Source organism: Natronomonas gomsonensis (assembly GCF_024300825.1).
Classification (GTDB): Archaea; Halobacteriota; Halobacteria; order Halobacteriales; family Haloarculaceae; genus Natronomonas; species Natronomonas gomsonensis.
The window spans coordinates 3,220,167-3,243,346 of sequence record NZ_CP101323.1 but is presented as its reverse complement, the minus strand read 5'-3'; the positions used below and the strand labels follow the sequence as shown (position 1 = coordinate 3,243,346).

26 protein-coding genes are annotated in these 23,180 nt (G+C 64.8%); 13 read left to right on the top strand and 13 right to left on the bottom strand.

Annotated elements, in window-relative coordinates; genetic code table 11:
• Positions 1 to 12: 12 nt before the first annotated feature.
• Positions 13 to 735, bottom strand: coding sequence for an Nmad3 family putative nucleotide modification protein (locus NMP98_RS17175; protein ID WP_254859077.1), 723 nt, complete (start codon positions 733 to 735; stop codon positions 13 to 15).
• Between the two features lie 95 nt (positions 736 to 830).
• Here NMP98_RS17175 and NMP98_RS17170 point away from each other — a divergent pair, with 95 nt between their 5' ends.
• Complete coding sequence (locus NMP98_RS17170) at positions 831 to 2,171, top strand: arylsulfotransferase family protein (protein ID WP_254859076.1); 1,341 nt, start codon at positions 831 to 833, stop codon at positions 2,169 to 2,171.
• Positions 2,172 to 2,181: 10 nt separating this feature from the next.
• Here the strand turns inward: NMP98_RS17170 and NMP98_RS17165 are convergent, their stop codons facing one another.
• The gene (locus NMP98_RS17165) at positions 2,182 to 3,078 is read right to left on the bottom strand and encodes an acyltransferase (protein WP_254859075.1); all 897 of its coding nucleotides are present in this window, start codon (positions 3,076 to 3,078) and stop codon (positions 2,182 to 2,184) included.
• A gap of 207 nt (positions 3,079 to 3,285) precedes the next feature.
• Here NMP98_RS17165 and NMP98_RS17160 point away from each other — a divergent pair, with 207 nt between their 5' ends.
• Positions 3,286 to 4,344, top strand: coding sequence for an aldo/keto reductase (locus NMP98_RS17160; protein WP_254859074.1), 1,059 nt, complete (start codon positions 3,286 to 3,288; stop codon positions 4,342 to 4,344).
• A gap of 99 nt (positions 4,345 to 4,443) precedes the next feature.
• Positions 4,444 to 4,770, top strand: a complete 327-nt coding sequence (locus NMP98_RS17155) for a DUF5811 family protein (RefSeq protein ID WP_254859073.1) — start codon at positions 4,444 to 4,446, stop codon at positions 4,768 to 4,770.
• A gap of 12 nt (positions 4,771 to 4,782) precedes the next feature.
• Here the strand turns inward: NMP98_RS17155 and NMP98_RS17150 are convergent, their stop codons facing one another.
• The 3 genes from NMP98_RS17150 to NMP98_RS17140 all read right to left on the bottom strand — a co-directional run bounded on the left by NMP98_RS17150 (position 4,783) and on the right by NMP98_RS17140 (position 7,410).
• On the bottom strand, positions 4,783 to 4,965 hold the full coding sequence (locus NMP98_RS17150; RefSeq protein WP_254859072.1) for a DUF8015 family protein: 183 nt from the start codon (positions 4,963 to 4,965) through the stop codon (positions 4,783 to 4,785).
• Between the two features lie 45 nt (positions 4,966 to 5,010).
• Entirely contained in the window at positions 5,011 to 6,819 is a 1,809-nt protein-coding gene (infB, locus tag NMP98_RS17145) for a translation initiation factor IF-2 (protein ID WP_254859071.1), read from the bottom strand.
• A 78-nt stretch (positions 6,820 to 6,897) separates the two neighbouring features.
• A complete protein-coding gene (locus tag NMP98_RS17140) occupies positions 6,898 to 7,410 on the bottom strand; it encodes a plastocyanin/azurin family copper-binding protein (protein ID WP_254859070.1) in 513 nt (170 codons plus the stop codon).
• Positions 7,411 to 7,524: 114 nt separating this feature from the next.
• Here NMP98_RS17140 and NMP98_RS17135 point away from each other — a divergent pair, with 114 nt between their 5' ends.
• A complete protein-coding gene (locus NMP98_RS17135; RefSeq protein WP_156710424.1) occupies positions 7,525 to 7,764 on the top strand; it encodes a PRC-barrel domain-containing protein in 240 nt (79 codons plus the stop codon).
• A 6-nt stretch (positions 7,765 to 7,770) separates the two neighbouring features.
• Entirely contained in the window at positions 7,771 to 8,226 is a 456-nt protein-coding gene (locus tag NMP98_RS17130; protein ID WP_254859069.1) for an NOB1 family endonuclease, read from the top strand.
• Here NMP98_RS17130 and NMP98_RS17125 read toward each other — a convergent pair.
• Entirely contained in the window at positions 8,223 to 8,354 is a 132-nt protein-coding gene (locus NMP98_RS17125) for a CopG family transcriptional regulator (protein WP_254859068.1), read from the bottom strand. The genes NMP98_RS17130 and NMP98_RS17125 overlap by 4 nt on opposite strands.
• Positions 8,355 to 8,458: 104 nt before the next feature.
• Between NMP98_RS17125 and NMP98_RS17120 the strand changes: the two genes are divergently transcribed.
• Positions 8,459 to 9,205, top strand: a complete 747-nt coding sequence (locus tag NMP98_RS17120; RefSeq protein ID WP_254859067.1) for a CPBP family intramembrane glutamic endopeptidase — start codon at positions 8,459 to 8,461, stop codon at positions 9,203 to 9,205.
• Here the strand turns inward: NMP98_RS17120 and NMP98_RS17115 are convergent, their stop codons facing one another.
• Complete coding sequence (locus tag NMP98_RS17115) at positions 9,206 to 10,492, bottom strand: phosphoglucose isomerase-related protein (protein ID WP_254859066.1); 1,287 nt, start codon at positions 10,490 to 10,492, stop codon at positions 9,206 to 9,208.
• A gap of 119 nt (positions 10,493 to 10,611) precedes the next feature.
• Between NMP98_RS17115 and NMP98_RS17110 the strand changes: the two genes are divergently transcribed.
• Together NMP98_RS17110 and NMP98_RS17105 are read left to right on the top strand one after the other, a co-directional pair.
• A complete protein-coding gene (locus NMP98_RS17110; RefSeq protein ID WP_254859065.1) occupies positions 10,612 to 11,142 on the top strand; it encodes a DUF8056 family protein in 531 nt (176 codons plus the stop codon).
• A 40-nt stretch (positions 11,143 to 11,182) separates the two neighbouring features.
• On the top strand, positions 11,183 to 11,647 hold the full coding sequence (locus NMP98_RS17105; protein ID WP_254859064.1) for a DUF5812 family protein: 465 nt from the start codon (positions 11,183 to 11,185) through the stop codon (positions 11,645 to 11,647).
• A 4-nt stretch (positions 11,648 to 11,651) separates the two neighbouring features.
• Here the strand turns inward: NMP98_RS17105 and NMP98_RS17100 are convergent, their stop codons facing one another.
• Together NMP98_RS17100 and NMP98_RS17095 are read right to left on the bottom strand one after the other, a co-directional pair.
• Positions 11,652 to 12,749 carry a hypothetical protein gene (locus NMP98_RS17100; RefSeq protein WP_254859063.1) on the bottom strand — a complete coding sequence of 366 codons (1,098 nt, stop codon included), beginning with the start codon at positions 12,747 to 12,749 and terminating at the stop codon, positions 11,652 to 11,654.
• Positions 12,750 to 12,812: 63 nt separating this feature from the next.
• On the bottom strand, positions 12,813 to 13,613 hold the full coding sequence (locus NMP98_RS17095; protein ID WP_254859062.1) for an MOSC domain-containing protein: 801 nt from the start codon (positions 13,611 to 13,613) through the stop codon (positions 12,813 to 12,815).
• A gap of 122 nt (positions 13,614 to 13,735) precedes the next feature.
• Here NMP98_RS17095 and secF point away from each other — a divergent pair, with 122 nt between their 5' ends.
• Together secF and NMP98_RS17085 are read left to right on the top strand one after the other, a co-directional pair.
• Positions 13,736 to 14,605 carry a protein translocase subunit SecF gene (gene secF, locus NMP98_RS17090; protein ID WP_254859061.1) on the top strand — a complete coding sequence of 290 codons (870 nt, stop codon included), beginning with the start codon at positions 13,736 to 13,738 and terminating at the stop codon, positions 14,603 to 14,605.
• Positions 14,602 to 16,200 (top strand): preprotein translocase subunit SecD, encoded by a 1,599-nt coding sequence (locus NMP98_RS17085; protein ID WP_254859060.1) that lies wholly within the window; start codon positions 14,602 to 14,604, stop codon positions 16,198 to 16,200. Before secF ends, NMP98_RS17085 begins: the two co-directional genes overlap by 4 nt.
• 26 nt (positions 16,201 to 16,226) lie before the next feature.
• On the opposite strand, the gene NMP98_RS17080 is transcribed toward NMP98_RS17085, so the two are convergent.
• Both NMP98_RS17080 and NMP98_RS17075 read right to left on the bottom strand, forming a co-directional pair.
• Positions 16,227 to 16,733: a hypothetical protein gene (locus NMP98_RS17080; protein WP_254859059.1), complete on the bottom strand. Its 507-nt coding sequence runs from the start codon at positions 16,731 to 16,733 to the stop codon at positions 16,227 to 16,229.
• Positions 16,730 to 17,239, bottom strand: a complete 510-nt coding sequence (locus NMP98_RS17075; RefSeq protein ID WP_254859058.1) for a hypothetical protein — start codon at positions 17,237 to 17,239, stop codon at positions 16,730 to 16,732. The genes NMP98_RS17080 and NMP98_RS17075 overlap by 4 nt, the downstream gene beginning before the upstream one ends.
• Positions 17,240 to 17,341: 102 nt before the next feature.
• Between NMP98_RS17075 and NMP98_RS17070 the strand changes: the two genes are divergently transcribed.
• From NMP98_RS17070 to NMP98_RS17060, 3 genes are all read left to right on the top strand, one after another.
• The gene (locus tag NMP98_RS17070) at positions 17,342 to 18,955 is read left to right on the top strand and encodes a DUF255 domain-containing protein (RefSeq protein ID WP_254859057.1); all 1,614 of its coding nucleotides are present in this window, start codon (positions 17,342 to 17,344) and stop codon (positions 18,953 to 18,955) included.
• Positions 18,956 to 19,059: 104 nt separating this feature from the next.
• Complete coding sequence (locus NMP98_RS17065; RefSeq protein WP_254859056.1) at positions 19,060 to 19,866, top strand: TrmB family transcriptional regulator; 807 nt, start codon at positions 19,060 to 19,062, stop codon at positions 19,864 to 19,866.
• An 85-nt stretch (positions 19,867 to 19,951) separates the two neighbouring features.
• Positions 19,952 to 21,346, top strand: a complete 1,395-nt coding sequence (locus NMP98_RS17060) for a PAS domain S-box protein (protein WP_254859055.1) — start codon at positions 19,952 to 19,954, stop codon at positions 21,344 to 21,346.
• 6 nt (positions 21,347 to 21,352) lie between these two features.
• Here NMP98_RS17060 and mptA read toward each other — a convergent pair whose 3' ends face one another.
• Together mptA and NMP98_RS17050 are read right to left on the bottom strand one after the other, a co-directional pair.
• Positions 21,353 to 22,282: a GTP cyclohydrolase MptA gene (gene mptA / locus NMP98_RS17055; RefSeq protein WP_254859054.1), complete on the bottom strand. Its 930-nt coding sequence runs from the start codon at positions 22,280 to 22,282 to the stop codon at positions 21,353 to 21,355.
• A gap of 62 nt (positions 22,283 to 22,344) precedes the next feature.
• Positions 22,345 to 23,157 (bottom strand): NAD(+)/NADH kinase, encoded by an 813-nt coding sequence (locus tag NMP98_RS17050; protein WP_254859053.1) that lies wholly within the window; start codon positions 23,155 to 23,157, stop codon positions 22,345 to 22,347.
• Between the last annotated feature and the right edge of the window lie 23 nt (positions 23,158 to 23,180).

The following is a 23,180-nucleotide window of genomic DNA, read 5'->3' as shown; positions in this document are numbered from 1 at the left end:
GCTTCGTGGCCGTCAGCGGAACGCCCGCTCGTGGGCACGAGCATCGTGTATCTCGAGCAGTTCTTCGGTCCCTTCGGCGTCGAATTTCATCGGGCGACGCCACCACGGCCCCTTTCCGGAGTCGCTCGAACAGTCGGTGACGAGTCGGTTGGCATCGACGCCGGCCGCACGCGAGGACAGCGGCACCGCGATGTCGTACAACTCCGAGCCCATTCCGTCGCCGTACAGCAACACTTCGGCGTCGAAGCTCTCGCGCTTGCAGTGAGCGTTCTCGGAGAACACCTCCTTGCCGTACGGCGGGAGGTCGTGGTAGTCGGCTGCCGACAGCGGGTCCCGGCCGAGACGGAAGTGGCCGATGACGTAGGTTCCCCACTCGGGAGCAATCCAGTCGGCGGGGTCCGAACCGGCCGTCGAGAGCGTCGCATAAAAGAAGACGAAATCGCCCGCCTCCAGTTCGAGCAGCGGGCGTGCCTTCACGCCGTGGGGGTCGCCGTAGGTGTACAACTCCGAGCCGTGGACGCCGGCGAAGGTTGGGTCGAGATGGACCGACACGTCGGCGACCGAACGCACGTCGACGTGCAAATCGAGGTCGCCGTAGGTCGGCACGGTGGCCTCTGGGTCAATGGGTTCAGACTCGGGGATGGGGACGTACTCGAAACGGCCGTCGTCGTAAATCGGGCCGCGAAACCCCGGTTCGTTGGTGTTGGCTCCGACGTTGATGGCGACGCTCCGCATACCTCTTCGTGCGGGTCGGCGAAGAAAAGCCGAGCGGATATCGCCGGCGACGAAAGACCGTCAAAGATTTGCACGGCGACCCGAACACCGTGGTTATGAGAAAGCGACGCGTCGTCGTCCTGGTTGCGGTTCTCCTGGCGTGTCTCGGCGTGCTCGGCGTGCTCGCCGTCACCGCCGACGACCCCGTCGAAACCGACGGTGACACGGAGGAACGGTATCCGGGGAACACGCTGGTGACGGTACAAACCTACGGCTGGTTCGGCAACTACAACGGTGACGTGTTCGTTCTCAACGAGAGCGGCGAGCGTGTCTGGGAGTATCAACCCGACGAAGCCGCGGTGTTCGACGGCGAGATGCTCGACAACGGCAACGTGATGGTCTCCTACGGACAGCACATTCCCAACAGCGAGTGTCCCGAGGAGTTCCGAAACGCCGGTCCCGAGGGCCAACGCGACCACTGCGTCCGGAACGTCGTCGAGGAAGTCGACCCCGACACCAACGAGCGCGTCTGGGCCTACACGTGGTACGACCACTTCGTCACCTACCACGAGGTCCACGACGCCGACCGACTGGACAGCGGCGAGACGGTCATCATCGACATGGGCCAACACCGGACGTTCACGGTCAACGAGAGCGGCAACATCACGTGGGAGTGGTCCGCGATCGAACACCTCGACGAAGGGACGGAGTTCTGGGAGAACCACGTCGAGGGGACCTCACGCGAGGACCACCGCTACACCGGCGGCAGTCAGGACTGGACCCACATGAACGACGTCGACCAACTGGACAACGGCAACTTCCTGATGTCCATCCGGAACTTCGACGTGCTCATCGAGGTCGACCCCGAAACCGACGACATCGTCCGCGTCATCGGGGAACCGGGCAACGAGGACATCATGCACGAACAACACGACCCGAACTACCTCGAGGCTCACGACCACGTCATCGTCTCCGACAGCGAGAACAACCGCATCGTCGAGTACGACGCCGAGACGATGGAGGAGGTCTGGCGCTACGAAGGGACGGGACCGGGGGCCGACGAACACCTCCAGTGGCCCCGGGACGCCGAGCGCCTGCCGAACGGCAACACGATGATAGCCGACTCCCGGAACTTCCGGATACTCGAAGTCAACGAGACCGGGTCGGTCGTCTGGGGCCACGACTTCAGCGAGGAGCGTGGCATCGTCTACGACGTCGACCCGCTGGGGCCCGACGGCGAGTTGGGTGAAGAACCCGAAAACGCCCCGCCGGGCGACGACCTCGAAGGCACCGACTACGGTGGCGGTATCACCGGCACCATCGCCTTCGCGGAGTCGTGGATTGGCTTCGTGTTCCCCTCGTGGGTCGGCCTGCCGGGACTGCTCGCGCTGTTGACGATGTTCGGCAGTGCCGTCGGTCTCACGTGGGAAGGTATCCGAACGTACCGTCGGAGCTGAGAACCGAGCGTCAGGACCGGTCGAGGTCCCGCTGGAACTCGTCGAACCGCCTGATGTCGTTGGGGAGGTCGTAGGGAATGCGTCGCGATTCGCGGTCGTCGGCGTGATCGGCGTCGAGCGGTTCGGCCACGTCCTCGAACCCGGGTTTCACGCGGACGCTTTTCGCGGGCATACCGACCGCGACGTGGTGGTCCGGGATATCCGACTGGGCGACGCCCCGGGCACCGACGACGGCGTTCTCGCCGACTCTGACGCCCGCTCGAACCATCGCGTCGTAGGTGACGCGGGCGTCGTCGCCGATTATCGTGTGGAAGTTCTCGACTTCGGTCTGGTCGACGATGTCGTGGTCGTGGGAGTAGATGTGGACGCCGTCGGAAATCGAGACGCGGTCGCCGATGGTGAGTTTCCCCCGGTCGTCGAGGTGGACATCGTCGTGTACGACGACGTTGTCGCCGACGGAGATGTTGTGGCCGTAGGTGAACGAGATGCCCTTGAAGAACCGACAGTTCTCCCCGCAGGACTCGAAGAGGTGGTCGGCGAGCATTCGCCGGAACCGAAGGGCGAACTCGACGTTGTCGGCCATCGGTGTGGCGTCGAACTGTCGCCAGAGCCATTGGAGGTGTTTCGATTGCTCGAAGGCGTCCTCGTCCTTCTCGGCGTAGTACTCGCTCTCCAGCGTCGAGTTACACGGGTCGTACCCCTGCAGGCGGACCCGTTCGGCCGGGGAAACGTCGCCGCCGGTCTGCCACCGCTCGTAGGCATCGCGGTCCCCGTGGAGGTCGATGAGAACGTCTTCGACGACCTCACAGGTGCTCTCGTCGCTCGATAGCCGGCGGTCGACCTCGTCGATGAAGGTTCGAAGCCCCTCCTCGGCGTCGGCCGGCAGCGAGACGTGTCGCTTCGTCATTGTCGTGTCGAGGGGACCGAGAGGTGTTAGGGATTGCTGTTGTGACGTGCGCGCACGACCGCGGTTACCTGAAGTGCCGGCGGTCCCGGGGCGGCGATGGCTCCCTCGAAGGGACCGAAACCGCCGTCGAGCGGTCGCGTTCGTTAGCTGTCCCACTCGCTGAGACGAACCACGACCGCTAAGTGTGTCACCTCCCAACGGGATGGTATGAACTATCGGACGCTTGGCGACTCCGATGTGGAGGTCAGCGAAATCGGCTTCGGTGCCTGGGTTGTCGGCAGCGACTGGTGGGGCGACCGAAGCGAACAGCAGGCCGTCGAGATGCTCCAGTACGCCGTCGAACAGGGCATCACCTACTTCGACACCGGCGACGTGTACGGCCACGGCCGCTCCGAGGAGTTGGTGGGCGAGGCACTCGCCGACTACCGCGATGAGGTGACCGTCGCCACCAAAATCGGCTACGATTTCTACAACAATCCGCAGGCCGGCCACGGCGAACTGCCGAAGGAACTGAACCGGGAGTACCTCGAAGAGGCCTTCGAGAAGTCACTCGACCGCCTCGACATGGACCGCGTCGACGTGTTGCAACTGCACAACGCCAACGTCGAGGAGATGGACGCCGACGTCTTGGAGTTCCTCGACGAGGTTCGCGAAGAGGGCCGTGCCGACGCCATCGGACTGGCGCTCGGCCCCTCTATCGGCTGGCTCGCGGAGGGCGACCTCGCCATCGAGGAGGAGTTCGACTCCGTGCAGCTGGTGTGGAACCTCCTCGAACAGGAAGTCGGCAACCACTTCCTCGAAACCCTCGAACGGACCGGCTCCTCGACGAGTCTCATCCCCCGTGTGCCGCACTCCTCGGGGCTGCTCAACGAGCAGGTCACCCCCGAAACGGAACTCGACGAGGGCGACCACCGCGGCTTCCGCCCCGACGAGTGGTACGAGACCGGCTGGGAGAAAATCGAGACGCTGCGCTTCTTAGAGCGCGACGGCGAACGCACGATGGCTCAAGCGAGCCTCCAGTGGCTCCTCTCACAGGACCACGTCGCCTCGGTCACGCCGACGTTCCGCACCCGCGAGGACATCGACGAGTGGGCCGCCGCCAGCGAGGTGCCAGCGCTTTCCGACGAGGAACTCGACCGCGTCGCCGACCTCTATGCGGACAACTTCGGCATCGACCGCGAGGACGGGATGGATGCACTCCGCTCGTCGGTCGACGACGAGGACATCCAGTCGGCGGGACTGGACAAACAGAGCGCCGGAAGCTAACCGACGGACACCTCTGTCGCCCTCCCGAGAGTTATGTACTGCACCGTACAGGTGCCGACGGGTTTTTACCGACACCTCCTGTAGGCAGCACAAGTTCTCATGCACGGAAACACGCCCCACGCCGGTCGGGTCACGGAGGAGCCCACCACCGAAGCGCGCAAAGCGCTGCGTCGCAACATCGAGGCCGTCACGTCTTCTACCCGCTCGCTGCTCCCGGACACCTTCGTCGTCGGCGCCGAAATCGTCGACGGTGCCGACGGCCTGCAGGCGACCGTCGCGGTCCAACCGCCCGCCGGGTCGGTCGTCTCCGCAGGATTCACCTTCGACGAGGACGCCGACGAGGCCGAACTCGCACGCGAACTCGCCGCTGGCGCTGCGCTCGAAGCCAAACACGCCAGCGAGGACGTACCCCAGATAGCGAAGTAACGCGGTTTCGTTTTACTGCGGCGGCACCAACAGTATCGACACCGTAAGCAACAGCCCCGCGAGCAGGCTGCCTGCAGCCATTCCGACGAGAACGGGAACCGCGAGCGCCCACCCGACTGCGGCGCCGCCGGCGACCGACGCCGGCATCGCCGCCAACAGGCCGTCGTAGTGACTCGGAGTGGGCGTCTCCGTCATACCCGGGACGTGCGGCCGGTGGTAATTAAATCTAATTACTCCGAATCACTTGCCCCAGAAGGGATCCCGCTTGCGGTGTTTGTCGAGGTACATCCCGAGCGCTTCGAGTTCGTCGGTGGGGATGTCCTCGGAGAGTTCCTGTTCGAGAATCTTGGCGTGTTTCTCGGGGATTTCCGTCCAGAGTTCGTCGCCCTCCTCGATTTGTCGGCCGACCGTCGGGCCGTCGATGGAGGCGGCAACCTGCTCGCCGGCGCGGGCCTCGTCGATGTCATCGCCGGCGTCCTGCAGCGATTTGAGTTCGCCGACGCGGGTGGTGTCGTTGCCCTCCCACTTGACGACGCGGGAGTTGCGCTTCAGCGTTCCCGAGAGGACTTCGACACCGACGACAGCGGGACTGGACTGCCGGAAGACGTGGTCTTCGAGGATGCGGAACCGACAGGGCCGTTGAATCTTGTCGAGCACCTGCTCCTGTTGGGCGCGCTCGATGCTCTCGACGTGGTTCTCGTACTCCTCGACGAGTTGGTAAATCACGTCGTCGACGAACAGTTTCACGTCGCTTTCGGTTGCCTCGCGTTCAGCGTCTTCGAGTACGTCGACGTTGAACCCGAGGATGGCCTGATGTTTGCCCTCCTCGGCGGTGGAGGCGACGGCCACGTCGCGGGGCGCCACGTCGCCGACCTCCGCGCGGACGATGGGGACCTCGGCGTCCGCTAAGGCGGAGGCGATAGCCTCCAGCGACCCGAGGGTGTCGGCTTTGACTACGACGCCATCCTCTTCGGTGACCACGTCGATTTCGGCGAGTTCGGCCTGCACTTCCGCGATGACATCCTCTAGTGGGCGGTCGCGGACGACACGGACGGGCGCGCCGGCCATCGCGTCGTCGAGGTCCGGCGCGGCGATTTTCACGCCGGCCGCGGCGCCGACCTCCTCGACCTGCTCGAACTGCTTTTCCGTCCGAATTTCGGCGAGCGGTCGCGGTTGCAACAGCGCCCGCACCTCGGTGACGATGGGGTCGTTCTTCCCGCCGACGACGATAGTGTCGTCGGCCCGAACCGTCCCGTCGTACAGCACGATGTCCAGCGTCGTCCCGAAGCCGCGTTCCTCTTTGACCTCCAGAACGGTCCCGACGCCGGGGCCACCCACGTCGATGGACATCTCCTCTTTGAGGTACCGCTGGGACAGTCCCATCAGGACGGTCAGGAGGTCTGGGACGCCCTCGCCGGTTTCCGCGGAGACGGGGACGACGCCGATGTTACCCCGGAAGTCCTGGACCCGCCAGTACATGTCGGCCGAGAAGCCGTTGTCGGAGAGTTCGCCGATAATCTCGTACAGTTGTTGATTGAGCCGTTCTTCGGCGCGGTCGCTCTGTTTTTCCAGCGTCTGCTGTATCGGTTCGTCGGGGTTGGGGTTCCACCCCGGCACCGTGTCGACTTTGTTCGCCGCGACGATGAACGGCGTCTGGGTTCGCTTGAGGATGTCGATGGCCTCCAGCGTCTGCGGTTGGAAGCCGTCGTTGACGTCGACGACGAGGATGGCGATGTCGGCGAGTGCGCCGCCGCGTGACCGAAGCGTCGAAAACGAGTGGTGGCCGGGCGTGTCGATGAACAGCAGTCCCGGAAGGTCGAAGTCGTCGGGGTCGACGAGGCGGCCCGCGATGTCCGAAATCGTCGACAGTGGGACCGCCGTCGCGCCGATGTGTTGTGTGATGGCGCCGGCCTCGCCGGCCGTGACCGCCGACCCGCGGACTTTGTCCAGCAGGCTCGTCTTCCCGTGGTCGACGTGGCCCAAGACGGCGACGATAGGCGTCCGTAACTCCGCTTCGTCCCCGGCGTCGGTGGTGTGAGCGTCAGACATAGAAAGAACTCCGTTGTTGGTGTAGTGGCCGCCCGCGGCATTTAACGGTTTCAGTCTCCGGTCGCCTGTGTGGCGTCGCTACTCCGTGACGGTGAACGACGCCGTCATCCCGCTGCTCTGGTGAGGCACGCAGTAGTAGTCGTACTCGCCAGCCGTCTCGAAGGTGTGGAAGTGGACGTGACCCTCGCCGTAGGTCGTCGTGCGACTGCCCTCGGTGCCGGTCCAGTCGGTCCCCTCGGGGACGCCGCCGTCATCGTACTTGATGTTGTGCCCCGCTCCGACCCACTCCCAGAGGACGGTGTCCCCGACGGAGATGTCGAACGCCTCGGGGTCGAAGTTGAGGCCGTCGCCGACCGCGACCCGCTGGTCGGGGTCCGACGGTGGCTCGGGGGTCGGCGTCGGCGTCGGCGTCTCCGTCGGTTCGTCCGTCGGTTCCGCCGTCGGCGGGGCCGTCTCCGTTGGCGTCTCCGTCGGTGTTGTCTCGGGCGTCCCGTCGGTATCGCCGTTGCCGTTGCCGCCCTCGGTACAGCCTGCGATTCCGAGTGCGGCCCCGGCGAGTGCGGCCGTTCGGAGGTACTGTCGTCGTTGCATACACAGATTCGAGCGGTCACACCCTTCAACGTTGACCCAAATTCGACCGCACTCGACGACCGGAGCCGGCGTCTGACCCGAACGTTGATACAGGATGACGCTCAAGCGGGGAGTATGTCCGACGTACTCGCCGAGAACCTCTCGGAAAAAGAGGTGATGGGCTCCGACGGTGCGAGCCTCGGAACGCTGTACAACATCACGATGGACCTCAAGACCGGATCGCTACAGAACCTCGTCGTCGACCCCGGCGAGCAGACGGTCAAAACCGAGTTCGACCACGACGAACACGGGAACCTCCGCGTGCCGGTCAGTCGAGTACAGGCCGTGAAAGACACCATCGTCGTTGCTCGCTAATTTTCGATGCAGATTCTCGATTCGTCGGCCTTCATCCACGACTTCACCACCAGCAGCGACATCGTCACCATCCCGCTCGTCCGCGAGGAACTCGAAGACGAGGCCGGCTATCGCTTCGACGCCCTCGAAGGCTCCGGGATGCAGATACACATTCCCGACCCAAGCACGATAGAGCGGGTCGAACGCGCCGCCCGCGAGACGGGCGACGCGGAGGAACTCTCCCGGACCGACATCCGACTGCTTGCGGCCGCCTTCGAACTCGACGGGACGCTCGTCACCGACGACTACGCGATGCAGAACGTCGCCGAGAAACTCGACGTAGCCGTCGAGGTCATCGCGCGCGACGGCATCGACGAGACAAGGGAGTGGCAGTTCCAGTGTCAGGGCTGCGGACGGACGTTCGACGACCACCGCGAGCGCTGTGAAATCTGCGGGAGCGACCTCGAACGCAAGCGACCCTAATCGAGCTCTTCGAGCCCGACACCGACGAGCTGTTCGAGGACCTCCTGTTCGGTCAGGCCGTACTCAACGGCCAGCCCCTCGATTTGTTGCGCCGTCGTCTCATCACAGACGAGGGTGTACCGCTGCATGCGACGAACGTATGGTACCAGTTCGCATAAAACTCCGTCAGACAGGTGACGGACGGACGACTCGACTGACAAGGTTAATCGGCTCGAAGCCCCAACACGAACCAATGAGCGTCTCCGCCGAACGGTCCTCGCCGGCCCTCGCGGTCGGCGGCGTCGCCTTCCTCGGATTGGTCGGGCTTCTCATCGGCGCCGTCGTCGGCCTCATCGTCATCAGCATCGCCAGCGCATTCCTTCCGATTACGTCGGATTCACCGCTGACCAGCGCCCTCTCACTCGTCGGACAGGGTATCGGCCTCGTCGGCGTCGCGGTCGTGTATCTCAGATTCAGGGACGTTTCGTGGTCGTATCTCCGCATCAGACGCCCCACGCTCCGGGACCTCGGCTGGGCGGTCATCGCGACGGTCGGCCTCTTCGCCGTCCTCGCGGGGGCGAGTTTCCTCATCGACCAACTCGGACTGTCGGCGACGGAACACTCCGTTTCCCAACAGGCCGAATCGAACCCCGCGCTGTTGCTCCCGCTCATCCCGCTTTCGGTGCTCGTCACCGGTCCGGCCGAGGAACTCCTCTACCGGGGCGTCATCCAGACCCGCCTCCGGGAGGTGTTCGGTGCCACTCCCGCGGTCGCCGTCGCTGCCTTGGTCTTCTCGCTCGTCCACATCCCAGCCTACGGGGCGACAAGCGGGCTTGACGCCAGTCTCGCGACGACCCTTGGAGTCCTCTTCCTTCTGGGTGCCTCCCTTGGTGCGGCGTACGAACACACCGAGAACCTCGTCGTTCCGGCCGTCGCCCACGGTGTCTACAACGCTGTCGTCTTCGGGTCGAACTACGCCAACGCCGTGGGTCTCGTCTGACTACTCGACGCGTCGGACGGTCTTGTCCTTGACGGCCTCGGCCTCCTCGAACTCCCCCGCACCGAGGAGTCCGCGCGCGGCGCGTTTCCCCCACTCGACGGCCGGCTGTGTGAACGTCGACACACCGGACAATTCGCCGGCGAGGATACACGCCGCCTCCATTCCGTACAGCAACTCACCGACGCCGTGGGCGTCGAGGCGGTCGATTTCGATGCGGACGTTGGGTTGCCCCGCCGCGACGAGTGACGCTTCAGTCGCCTCGAACTCCGCGTCGAGCAGTTCGCCCAGCGTCTCGCCGCCGAGGTACGACAACTCCTCGACGTTCGTTTCCGGGATGTCGATGTCCGTCCGTTCCCGGGGCCGAACGAGCGTCACGAGTTTGTCCTTCCGGCCGGCCCGGTACAACTGCAGTTGGGAGTGTTGGTCGGTCACACCGAGGGCGCGGGCGGGCGTCTGCCCGAGGCCGTCCTTGCCGAGGCTCTCGGCCCACAGTTGGGCGAACCACTCCCCGAACGGTTCGAGGTCCTCGGCGTAGGGGACGAAGGCGTTCGTCGTCGCGCCGCGCTGTTCGAGGGCGTAGGAAACGGCGCCGTAGGCGTAGGCCGGACAGTCGAACAGCGACGGTTCCAGCGACGCTCGGCCCTCGGCACCGCCTTCGAGAACGGCCTCGATGTCGCCGCCCAGCGCCGCCGCCGGAAGCAGACCGACCGGCGACAGCGCCGAAAACCGGCCGGGAAGCCCCTCCGGAACGCGACACGTCGGTAGGTCGTGGGTTTCGGCCAACTCCACGAGCGGCCCGGAATCGCCCGACGTGACGACCGTTCGGTCGGTCCACTCGACACCGGCGTCGGCCATCGCCTCCCGAACGACGAGGAAGTTCGCCAGCGTCTCTGCGGTCGTTCCCGACTTCGAGACGACGTTGACGAGCGTCTCGGACAGCGGGAGTCGGTCGAGTAGCCGTCGAGTGTATTGGGGGTCGATGTTGTCGAGCGTGTAGTGGCCCTCAAGGCCCAACGCGGCGGTGATGGTGTCGGCGCCGAGCGACGACCCGCCGATGCCGACGGTCAACACCGCTTCGGGGTCGAACCCCGCGACTGCCTCGCGGATAGCGTCGGCGTCGGTGTCTTCCGGGAGTGCGAGACACGCATAGCCGAACTCGCGGTCCTCGATACCGGTCTCGATGCGGTCGTGGGCGCGGACGACGCGTTCGTCGAGGCGTTGTAAGGACGCCTCCGAGACGCCGTGTGTCGTCTCGGTGGACAAGGCGTTGCCGAAGTCGATGTGCATGGTGGTAGCGGCGGGTCGAACAACAAAGGCGTTGCCGATACCCCTCGGTCGTGTCTGCTCGGCACAGAGAAGCGCCCGCAACCGGGCGGTTTATTCGGCGGACGCGCCTACGGCCGACGATGAGCAACGGGTACTCGGGACTGCTCGGTGCGTTCCCCTACGCCTTCAGACGGAGCCGTTCTCGGCTCTTCCGGGCCTACGTCGTCATTGGCGGACTGCTGGCCGCGATTCTCGGCGTGTTCTTCACGTTCGCACTCGTCGTCGCCATCGCCAACACCGCGGGGTTCGGCGGGGGAACAATCACGTTCGTCCGGTCGGTGTTCCTGCTTTTGGGGTTCGTCGTCGTCGCACCGCTTCTCGCGCCCGTCCTGTTCGTCGCCCGCCACCACCGCCGAGAGGGCGACGACTCACGGTACGATTTCGCGCTTGCGGTCACCGGCGCCGTCTACGTCGTGACGCTGTATCTGGGCGCCATCGCCTCGATGCCCGCGGAGTTCGAACTCGACGGCGAGGTGACGGCCCGACCCGACCCGAGCGGACTCGCCGCACCGCTCGTCGAGGCGCTGTACGCCCTTCCGGAAGTGTTCTCCTGGACGATACCGCTGGCCGGCGCGGCCCTGATTTATCTGGTCCATCGGTGGCTCCGGTAGCCTCGAAACGCGGAAAAGCCCCGAGCGCCTTCATCCATCCATGACAGAGCAGGAAGGTCGGTTCCTCGTGACCCACGCGGACGCCGAGTCGGCCGTCCTCAAGGACGTCGACCGCGGACAGGTCCACACGCTCGCGGAGAATCCCGGCGTCGAAGAGCGGGAAGTGATCGAAGGAACGGTCGCCCCGGAACCGCCGATGGAGGTACAGTACAGACTCGTCGACTTCGAGAGCCGCTGTCGGCTCTCGGTCGAACACAGCGCCGAACCGCCGACGAAACAGGAACGCGACATCGCCGCCGAACAGCCCGAAGGCGAGTTGACGACGCGCGAGCGCGCCGGAACGGGCGAACTCCACGTCCTGACCGTTCCCGACTCCGAAACCGAAGCCGCCGTCGAGGATGTCCTCGACGACGAGGGCACGCTCGCACGGGCGGCCCGCCTGGGCGTAAACCGCGTCGAGATTCGGAGCGACGATGGCGTCGTCAGCGTCCGGTATCTGCCCTAGCGGTTCAGAGCGTCGACAAGAGCAGTTGAACGGCCTTCGGTATCGCGACGCTGAGAAGCAACTGCGACCAGATGTTGAACGTCGCGGGATATTCGCTCGTCGAACTCACCTGTTCGATTCGGCGGCGGATGTCCTCGGCCTCTTTCTCCTTGCCGTCCTCGATGGTGTACTTCGTCACGTCCCAGGGGTCTACCATGTACGACCGGAGTTCGTCTTCGAGGCGCTGTATCTCGTCATGTTTCTCCCGGTGCATGAACCGATGAAGCATGAACACGGCGAAGCCGATGGTCGCGATGGTGAGAACCCATACCGCGGTGAAGATGGTGCTGGCGGCCGCAGAAACCTCCTGCTCCGGGCTGCCGAGCACCGGTGCGTACGTTATCAGCGCGTAGACGACCAGCCCGAAGACGACGTAGTAATACGCCTTCTTGATGAGTTCCCCGAGCGGTCGAAGCCCGCCGACGCCGTGTGGGTCGAGGAAGTGGATGCCGACTTCGGAGTTCGTCAGCCGCCACGGCGCGATGAACTCGATAGCGATGTATATCGAGAGGAACTGGACGAGTATCGGCCCATACACGAACGGGAACACGAAGACGTTGGCGACGATTTCCGTCGCCGAGAACGACGTGAGGTCGAGAAGAAACGTACGCAGGAGTTGCATACCCGCCGTCAAGGCGAACAGCGACCACGGGAGCCACTCCGGTACGATGTCGATGAGTTGTTCCGGTTTCTCCGCGCGGTCCCGAATCCGCATCTCGTCCATCACGTCGGCATACGAGCGGCGAAGCGAGTGTGAGCCGTACACCGCGACGAGAAGCGCAATCGGTTGGAGAAGGAAGTACGGATTCGTCTCGTATATCGTCGGCGTCCCAGTGTAGACGCTGTATCCGACGACGACTGCGAGCCATCCGACGATCGTGGTGGTGGCGTAGACGTAGGACGGTGGCAAGTCCTCATCGACGAGCGCCGCGAGACGGCCGAAGCCCAGATAGCTCGCGAACTGGTCGAGCCACAGGTCGGGATACGCCTCGCCGTTCTCGGAGTCTTCGTTCCGCCCCGTCCCACTATCGGTGCCGTCGACAGCCGCACCGTCGTCGCTCATACGGCAGGGGTTGACAGCCCCTCATCAAAAGAACTGCTCCGAACTGACGCACCGTCTCGGCGCTCAGGCCGGGTATGGCCGTTCTCCGAGTATCTCGATATCGTCCCCGACTCGGAGCGACTTTCCGACCGTCGACTCGGGGACGAACGTGTTGACCATCAGGCGGAAGTAGTGGTCGAACCACGCCTCCGAGGCCCACGCCGGAAGCGTCGCTTCGCGTTGTTCGTGGAACGTCTCCCGGAAGCCGGGCGTCTCCTCGCCGGTCTCGGGGTCTCGGGTGGGGACGACACAGCGCTGACAGGGGTTCGACCCGAGGAACTCACAGTCGCCGATTCGGAAGCCGATTGCCGTCTCGCGGTCGCGGTAGAGCCGGTCCTCCCAGAACGGTTCGACGCCGGAGACGACGAGGTTCGGTCGGAGCCGTCGCTCCATCTCGTCGGCATCAATATCGTCGAACCATTCAGCGACCGCCTCGATGGTCGATTCGGCGATGACGGTCGGACCCGAAGCGAGCGTGTCGTCAGGAAAGCCCCCGGCCTCGTCGCGGCGGAGTTCGACTGGCTGCTCGAAGTACTCCGAGAGCCACGCCTCGATGGTTCCGGTATCCTCGAGGTCGAAAGCCGTTGGGTCGCCGTCGTTCGCCCGGAGGGTCAGCCGGCCGGCTTTGGGGTCGAACCACGACCGGAGTTGGTGAACGCGGCGGTCGTTCTTCCCGTTGACGTAGTTGCCGTCGGCGTCGACGATGGCGAACTCCCGGTCATACGAGAGGCCGCCGTCCGGCCGAACCGTCGCCCGCTCCATCGTGTCGTGTGGGTCGAGTGATTTGACGGGGTAGACGACGATGCGCTCCAGCGTCGCGGACATGTCCGACGATTGGACCCGGCGGTGTTGAAGGGTGCGGTTCGGCGACTCGGAGTTCGACCGCCGAGAACCCTTTCGAGACACGAACGACAACCCTTATTCGAGGTGCCCCCACACCGAACGGCATGGACCTGACGGTACCGACTGTCGATTACGCCGACTACACCAACCGTCAGTTGATAGCCCTCCCGCTCGGGCTGTTGGCGGTTGCCCTCGGCATTCTCGTCGTCGCGACAGCGATAGCGGGGTCGCCGGTGACGCTCGGAATCGAGTTCACCGGCGGCGCCGAGTTGCAGGTGGAAACGACTGATTCGCCCGACCAGATACGGGAGACGTTCGACGAACCGGTCGCCTCCATCACGCAGGTCGGCACGGCGGGAGGCGACTCCTATATGGTCGAGTTCCAAGAGGGCGAGTACGAAGACCTCGAAACGCTCCGCACGCAGGCGGAGAATGAGGGCTACACGATAGAGTCATCTGGCACTCGGTCGGCGAGTTTCGCCGCCGAGTCCCAGACACAGGCCCTCATCGGCCTCGCGATAGCCTTCGCGGGGATGGCTGCGCTCGTGTTCCTCATGTTCCGGACGTTCGTCCCCTCCATCGCCGTGGTCGCCTCCGCGTTCTCCGACATCGTGATTCCGCTCGCGCTGATGCGACTGTTCGACATCGAGTTGACACTCGGCACGGTCGCGGCGCTTTTGATGCTCATCGGGTACTCCGTTGACTCCGATTTGCTGTTGAACAACCACGTCCTGCGGCGACACGGTGACTTCTACACATCGACGTTCCGCGCGATGCGGACCGGGGTGACGATGACGGTCACCTCCATCGCCGCGATGGTCGTGATGACCATTGTCGCCGGCCAGTTCGGCATTCCGCTGTTGCCGCAGGTCGGCATCGTGCTCGTGTTCGGCCTCACCGCCGACCTGATGAACACCTACCTGCTCAACGTGAGTCTGCTTCGCTACTACAAATACGAGGGAATCGCACAATGAATCTGGAACTTAGAGAGAACTGGCGTATCTGGTTGCTCGTCGTGTTCGTCCTCGTCAGCACCATTGCGGTGTTTGCACCGCTCGGTAGCGGTTCGGGTGGGGCGAACGCGACCGCCGCGAACGCGACTGCGGATTCGACCACTTCGGAGTACACGAACCTCAAGTTCGGGCTGGAACTCTCCGGTGGTACCCAAGTTCGCGCGCCGCTTGCGGGGATGACTGCAAGCGGCTTGGAGTTCAGCGTCGACGACGAACCAGCCATCGAGCGGACGGTGCGGGACGAGCTCGACCTCGGGGCGGGTGACGTACGCGCCGACGCAGAAGGCAACACCGTCGAGGTGTTCGACGACCGCTTCGTCGGCAACACGAACCAATCGGAGTTCGCCGCCGCCCTCGCCGAGGCCGGATTCGACGTGAGTGAAGACGACATCCGGATGGGAGTCACCCAGACCACCCGTGACCGCGCCGAAGACGTGCTCACGAACAAGATTAGCCAGGGCGGTCTCCCCGGCGGCACCGTGACGCAAATCGCCTCGCCGGGCCAGCAGTTCATGCTCGTCGAGGTGCCGAACGCCAACCGTTCGGAAGTCATCGACCTCATCGGCGACCGTGGACAGGTCGAAACCGTCGCGCTGTTCCCGGGCGAGAACGGCACGTACCGCAACGTCTCGCTTCTGACCCAGCGTGATTTCGCCAGCATCGGTGGCGCGACACAAGAGCAGGGACGAACGTTCGTTCCGGTGACGCTCACCGAGCAAGCGGGACCGCAGTTCGGCCAAGCGATGCGCGACTTCGGCTTCGACCAGCAGGGCGGAACCAACTGTAACTACGACCTCAACGAGTCGCTGGCCGAAAACAAGGATAACAACCCTGGTCGGTGTCTCCTGACCGTCCTCGACGGCGAAGTCGTCTTCGCTGCGGGAATCAATCGCGACCTCTCGGCGTCGTTCCGCGACGGCTCTTTCGACGAGAACCCACAGTACCAGACGACGACGACGAGCCTTGAGGAGGCCCGCGAACTCGAACTCAACATCCGCGCGGGGGCGCTCCCGACGGAACTCGACATCGACAACCGCGGAACGACGTACTTCCTGTTGCCGAGTCTCGCCGAGCGGTTCAAGCCGCTGTCGCTTGCCACCGGCGCGGCCGCGGTCGGCGCGGTCGCGCTCGTGGTGTTCGCCCGATACCGCAGAGCCGAGGTTGCGGCACCGATGCTGCTCACCGCCGCCGCGGAGGTGTACATCCTGCTCGGGTTCGCCGCCGCAGTAGGGTTACCGCTTGACCTCTCTCACATCGCCGGCTTCATCGCCGTCATCGGGACCGGGGTCGACGACCTCGTGATAATCGCCGACGAAATCATGCAACAGGGTGAGGTTCGGACCTCACGCGTCTTCGAATCGCGGTTCAAGAAGGCGTTCTGGGTCATCGGCGCCGCTGCGGCGACGACCATCATCGCCATGTCGCCGCTGGCGGTGCTGTCTTTGGGTGACCTCCAAGGGTTCGCCATCATCACCATCGTCGGCGTCCTCATCGGCGTCCTCATCACGCGGCCGGCCTACGGCGACATCCTCCGCGTGCTCGTGTTGGAAGACTAACCACCCCTTTTTCGACCTCTTCTGATTCAGTCGGCGCGTCGTCGAAGCCCCATCGCTACGAGAAGCGCCACGACAACGGCAACCGTGAAGCCGAACCCGGCCCCGTCGGCCGCCGTTGGCGAGGCGTCGTCAGTGTCGGTGGGGTCGGCGGTCGGCGTTTCCGGTGGCTCCGTCGGGAGTGGCGTGAACGTCTCCGTCGGTGCCGGTTCCGGCGTCGCTGTCGGTGTTGACGTTCGTGTCGCCGTTGGCGTCGAAGTCGCTGTCGCGGTTGGGGTTGCGGTGGGAGTCGCCGTCGCTGTCGGCGTCGGGGTCGGGCTTCCCGGATACGGCTCCGTGCCCAACTGCTGTCGTGCGTGGCTCTCGTTGTCGCAGGGACAGACGTAGGTTTCGTTCGTCTCGACGGTGAAGCCGAAGGACCCGTTTTCCGTGTCGGTTCCCTCCGGGCCGGTGCCGTTGAGGAACACATCCGCGGCGTACCAGCCGACTTCCTCGGTGGTGTCGGCACACGCGCCGCCCGGCGCCTCGTCGCTCAACTCAAGGACGAGACGGTCCTCGCGCTCGAGGTGGGGTGGGTCGCCCGCGAAATCCTCGCCATCGTAGAACCAGACTTCGATGCGGTCCCCGAAGCCACCTGTCCACCCTCCCTTAGGAACTCCTGTTCGGTCTCGCCGTCGCCGTCCTCGTCGATGCCGAACGTCGCGATGTTCGTCGCCTCGCAGTCGCTGTGGTCGACCGCGTCCGTTTCGATGATGAGTTGGTCCGGAGCGATGCCGTCCGACGCACCGATGTCCTCGAAGACATCGCCACCCCGTAGCGTATATCGAACGCTGGCGTTGTCGGTGCCAGGGTGGTGGTCTTCCGCTTCGAGGAACTCGAAGGTCGCATTGCCCGCTTCCTCGGGTTCGTAGCGCGGTGCGTCGGATTGGGCCGTGCCGTCCGCCGAGGCGATGCCGACGGCCGCAACTGAGGCCACGCCGACGCAGACGACGGCGACGAGGAGGGCGCGTCGGACCGAGAGTCGGGAGGATCTCCGGAACATGCCCCGTGTCACAACAACCGACCACTAAACGGAACTGCCGGCAATCCGCTACAGTTTTTCGCACTTCGAAGCGCTTTCCCCAACTGGCCCGAAAGGACAGCCATGACCTTCCGAGACGGCACGCTCGTCGATTGGCACGAGTGGGGTCCCGACCCGTTCGAGGCCGCCGACCGTACCGGCAAGCCCGTACTGTGTTCGCTGACGGCGCCGTGGTGTGAGTGGTGCCACCGGATGGACGAGGAGACGTACTCGGACCCGAAACTGGCCGCCAACATCGGCGACAGTTTCGTCCCCGTCCGCGTCGACATCGACCGCAACCCCCGGGTTCGGGAACGGTACAACATGGGCGGGTTCCCGACGACGGTGTTCCTGACGCCAGACGGCGAGGTGCTGTCGGGGGCGACGTATCTCGGCCTCGATGGGATGCGACAGGTGCTCGACAGCGTTCGGGAGTCCTGGGATGCGAAGGGCGCGACCGCGGGCAGCGTCCCGCGGGCGCTGTCCGGTGAGGCCCTCCCGAGCGGCGAGGTGACCGCCGACATCGAGGCGCACATGGTCGAACAGGTCGCCGCCGCCTTCGACGAGGAGTTCGGCGGGTGGGGAACCGGCGCGAAGTTCCCGCTTCCCCAAACCATCGAGTTCGCACTCAAACGCGACCGACAGCGGGCAAAGCGGACGCTCGAAGCGGTCCAGACGCACCTCTATGACACCTACGACGGCGGATTTTATCGCTTCGCGGAGAACCGGAGTTGGGGCGAACCCCACCGCGAGAAACTCACAGACGAGAACGCCGCCCTCCTCGGAGCGTTCACCTCGGGGTATCTCTACACCGGCGAGGAATCGTATCACAACGCCGCCGAGGGGACGGTCGACTACCTGACGACGACAGCGTGGACCGGCGAGGCCTTCGCCGCCAGCCAAGCCGACAGCGACTACTACCTCTTGGAACCGACCGACCGCGAGGAGGCCGACCCACCACACGTCGATACGACCGTCTTCGCCGACCGAAACGGGATGGCCGCGGAGGCGCTGTTCCGCTTCGCCGCCGTCACCGACCACGAGGGAGCGACCCGCTACGCCGAGCGGGCACTGGAGTTCATTCTCGATACGCTCGTCGATGACGGCCACATCACCCACTTCGACGGCGAGGATAGCGAAACCGGATTGCTCGCCGACCACGCGCGGGTGCTGTCGGGACTGACCGCCGCCGCACAGGTGACCGGTCCCGACGGCTGGCTCGCGCCGGCCCGCGAAGTCGCCGACGACGCCATCGACCGCCTCGTCGACGACGGCGCGTTCCTCGACGGCGACCCGAAGGGTGCCGGACTGCTCGACCGACCGCTCCGGCCACTGGAGACCAACGCGGAGATGGCCGACGCGCTCCTCGATTTGTGGGCGCTGACCGACGAGGACCGATACCGAACCGCCGCGACGGACGCGCTCGGGTCTTTCGCCGGCGCCTACGACCGAATGGGCGTCGAGGTGGCCGGCTACGCGGCCGCCTCTGCCCGCGCCCACTACGACCCGCTCGTCGTCCGGACGCCCGCCGCGGGGACGGACCTCCACCGCGCCGCACTCCGCATCGCCGACCACGAGAAGGTGGTCGTCCCCGGGGACCGCGAAAACGCGGTCGTCGTTCGGAGCGGAACCGAGACGGTTCCGGCGGAGACTCCCGACGAACTCCTCGAACGCGCCTCCGAAGGGCCGAGTCCCTAACGAAAGCGCTCCGTTCCGTGGGGACGTGTGTCTATCGTAACAACAACTCCAACCGTGCCTAAACTTACGATGTGTTTATATTCCCCGAGGGAGAGAGGCGAGTAATGGCAAGTCTCAGAGACCTCGGATTGTCCGAGTACGAGGCTCGGGCGTACCGAGCACTGCTGAAAACCGGCCCCACAACCGCCAAAGAGTTGTCACGGGTCAGCGACGTCCCGATGGGCCGGATATACGACGTACTCAACAGCATCGAACAGTATAACCTCGTCCGCTCGCAGTCGGCCTCTCGGCCGAAGAAGTACGTCGCCGTCGAGCCGACGACCGCACTCGACCGCCTTTTAGACGACAAGAAGCGCGAACTCAACGAGAAGGCCAGCCAGTACGAGAACATCGTCGACGAACTCACTGGCGAGCTCGAAACCGCCGAACCGGTCGAGGAGACCTTCTGGACCGCCGCCGTCGGCCCCGAGGAGACCGTCGACCTCCTCGTCGAACGGCTCTCGGCGGCCGACTCCAGAATCGTGATGGTGCTGTCGACGTACACCGAGCAGTTCTTCGACATCGACAAGGTTGGCACGCTCATCGTCGACGAGTTGAGTCAGGCCCTCGACCGCGGCGTCGATGTGCAGTTGCTGATGCGGCCCGACCTCGTTCCCATCCTCCCCGAATCCATCGGCGAGCGCTACCGAAGTACCCTGACAGAACACGACGCTTTCTCCGTCCGGACCAGCGAGAACGTCTCCGGGACGTTCACCCTCGTCGACGAAAACGAGGTCGTCATCGAGGTGCCGCACCCACTGAAGAGCCAAGAGGTGTTCGCCATGATAGACCTCAAAGACCGGGAGTTCGCCGGGAACGTCAGAACCGAGTTCGAACCACGGTGGGAGAAAGCCGAGGAGTTGGCGTTCTAGTCGTTCCGGCCGAAGACCACAACTTTCCAACCGAGCCGGCCGGAACGAACTTGAGTCTCGGTGTCGAACTATCGGGGAGGACCGAATGGACGACCCCGAGAAACTGCGGGCCTTACTCGACCACGCCCAAGACAAAATCGTCGTCATCGACGAGAACGGCGTGTATCGATACGTCAACGCCGCCGTCGAGCGTCTGTTAGGGTACTCAACCGAGGAGTTCGTCGGGACCAACAGTTTCGAATACATACACCCCGACGACCGCGGGAGTGTCCGGGAGGCCTTCCAGCGACTCCTCGAAGGGGAAGTCGACGACACCGAAACCATCGAATACCGACACCGAGCCAAGGACGACTCGTGGGTGTGGCTGGAGAGCCGCGTCGAAAACCACCTCGACTCGACGCTCGGCGGCTACGTCGTCAGTTCTCGGGACATCACCGACCGAAAGGAGGCCGAACGCCGGCAACGCGAGACCGAGATTCGCCTCGAAGAACTCGCGGCGAACACCGACGACGTGCTGTGGACGTTTTCCGCCGACTGGAGCGAGTTGCTGTTCGTCAACGACGCCTTCGAGGACCTCTGGGGGATGTCCGTCGAACGCGTCAAGGCCGACCCGACGAGTTTTCTCCACGGCATCCATCCGGACGACAGAGACGGCGTCGTCGAGGGAATGCAACAGCTCTCGAACGGGACGCCGCGGAGCATGGAGTACCGCGTGAACCCCGAGAAAGGGTATCGCCGGTGGGTCTGGGTGCAGGCACGTCCCGTCATCGAGAACGGCGGCATCGCCCGCATCGTCGGCTTCGCGCGAGACGTCACCGACCGCCGTCGCCGGGAACGACAACTGCAGGTGATGGACAACCTCCTCCGACACAACCTCCGCAACGACATGAACGTCATCCTCGGGCACGCGGAGTTGGCACGGAAACGGGCCGACGGGACGGTCGTAGAGGGGATGGAGACGATACTGGAGACGGGGTGGCGACTGCTCGAAACGGCCGAGAAAGAGCGGGAAATCGTCGACGTACTCGTCGGTGTCGGCGACGTGGAGTGTATCGACCTCGCTTCGACGCTCCGGGCCAAAGTCGAGGAGTTCGGAGCGGAGGTGGCGCCGAACGCCATCATCACTGCCGACACACCCGCCTCGGCCGAAGTCGTCTCGCTACCGGAAATCGACCGCGCCATCCACGAGTTACTCGAAAACGCAATCAGACACGCCGACGGTCCCCCGAATATCGAGGTCGAACTCCACGTCGAATCGGAGTGCGTCGTGCTTGAAATCCTCGACAACGCTTCACCGATTCCTCGAAACGAGTTCGAACCGCTGTTCGGCGAAGATGAGCCAAGCGACCTGTATCACGGCACCGGTCTCGGGCTGTGGCTCGTCTACTGGATAGTCGACCTTTCGGACGGAACCCTCAATTTCGAGTACGTTCCCGACTGTGGGAACTGCGTGACGGTGAAACTCCCACGAGCGGAGTGAGGCCGGTCAGTCGTCGTTGACTTCCGACTTCAACTGGCCGAACTCGGCGACTCGCTCGGCGTGGGCGTTGTGCTGGTGGATGGACTCGTCGTTGGACTGCTCCATGTAGACGACGGCGTCGTCTGGGAGGTCCGGATACGCCTCGACCAGTCCGTCGGCCATCGCGCGAACGCAGTCCTCGACGAACTTCGCGTCGCTGTGACTCTCGAAGGTCATGTGGTCCTCGTCGGGGCGCTTTGCGAGGTTGTAGATGCGCGCGCTCATCGAGTCCCGAGCCACCTCGATGAGTCGGTTGAGGTCGACGCTCGGGGCACCCGACGTCTCGACGGTCAGCGTCGCGTGGCCGCGCTGGGAGTGACCGGGTTGAGGTACCTCTTCGAGGAACGCGTCGACGGTTTCGCGGTCGACATCGAGGTCGGCGAGTACGTCGCGGGCGCGGGATTCGCTCATTCCCTGCGAGCAGGGACAGACCGTCATGCCGACGACGTGACAGCCGATTTCCTCGCGGGTGCCGTCCTCGGTGGCGGTCGCCGACGCGATGATGTCCGCCGTCGCCTGCGTCGGGCGGTTCGTCGCCGGCGTCTCCTCGCGAATCATGTACTCCGCTTCCATCCGCACCTCGGCTTTCGACGTGTAGTCGTGTTTTTCGAGGAGACGTTCGGCCACGTCGCCACAGACGTCCTCGACGCGCATCGCCGGTTCGGAGACGGCCTCCTCCAGCATCTCGTCGACGACCTCCATGTTCCGGCTCATGTCGGCGCCCTTCCGCCAACTCGGGAGGTCGACGAACACCTCGAACTCCGCCATCAACACGATGGGGCGGTCCTCCTCGCGGTGGAGCTTTACGAGTTTCTCGACGCCGGTCACGCCCACGCGGTTGAGACCGACGCTCACGTCGGGACTCGACGCCTGTACGTCCGGCAGCTGCTGACTCATTGGTATTTAAAACGTCGGGAACGCCGTTAGGGCTTTCGAAAGGGGCATTCGGTCGGTTGCCGCTAGGCCAGTTTCCCGAGCGCGGTGAAGAACTCCAGCGGCGGCCCCGCGATTCTGACGGGGTCGTCGGCGCGGCGCAGTCGGACGTTCGTCGGTGGGTCGACCCGCTGTCGCGTCCGGCCGTCGGCGACGACGAAGGCGTGGTCGGCCTCTTCGACGCGGACGACGATGTCGGCGTCCAGCGGCGCAGCAAGCGAGGGCATCGGCCCCTCCGCACACATCTCGGTGACGACGAGCGTCGCCACGTCGGGATGGACCAGCGGCCCACCTTCGCTGAGGTTGTACGCCGTCGACCCGGTCGGGGTCGACACCAACACGCCGTCGGCACGGCTCCCCGAATACAGTTGTCCGTCGACGCGCACCTCGATGCCGACACCGTTGTTCCGACCGCGCTGTGGCCCGAGAATCGACACCTCGTTGACCGCCGCGGGCAGCGACCACCCGTCGCCTTCGGCCTGGACCTGCGGGAGTTCCTGATACGTTCGGTCGCCGCGTTCGAACCGCTTTACTTCTCGCTGGACGACTTCGACGGCCTCTCCGGGCGAAACCGCATTGAGGAAGCCAACCTCGCCGAGGTTGACGCCCATGACGGGCGTCGGCGTCACCTCGCGGGCGGCAAACAGGAACGTTCCGTCGCCGCCGATGGAGACGACGAGGTCGCAGTCGACGAACGCACCGACCGCCATTCCCTCGCGGTCGAGGCTTTCGGCCGTCGCCGCGTCCAGCGAAACCGAAGCGTCGACGTTCCGCCGTATCCGGTCGGCGAGCTCGGCGGCCCGCGGGTTGTCCTGTTGGGCGACGACGCCGACGTGCATCGGCGGTGCTTCGCCACCCGACG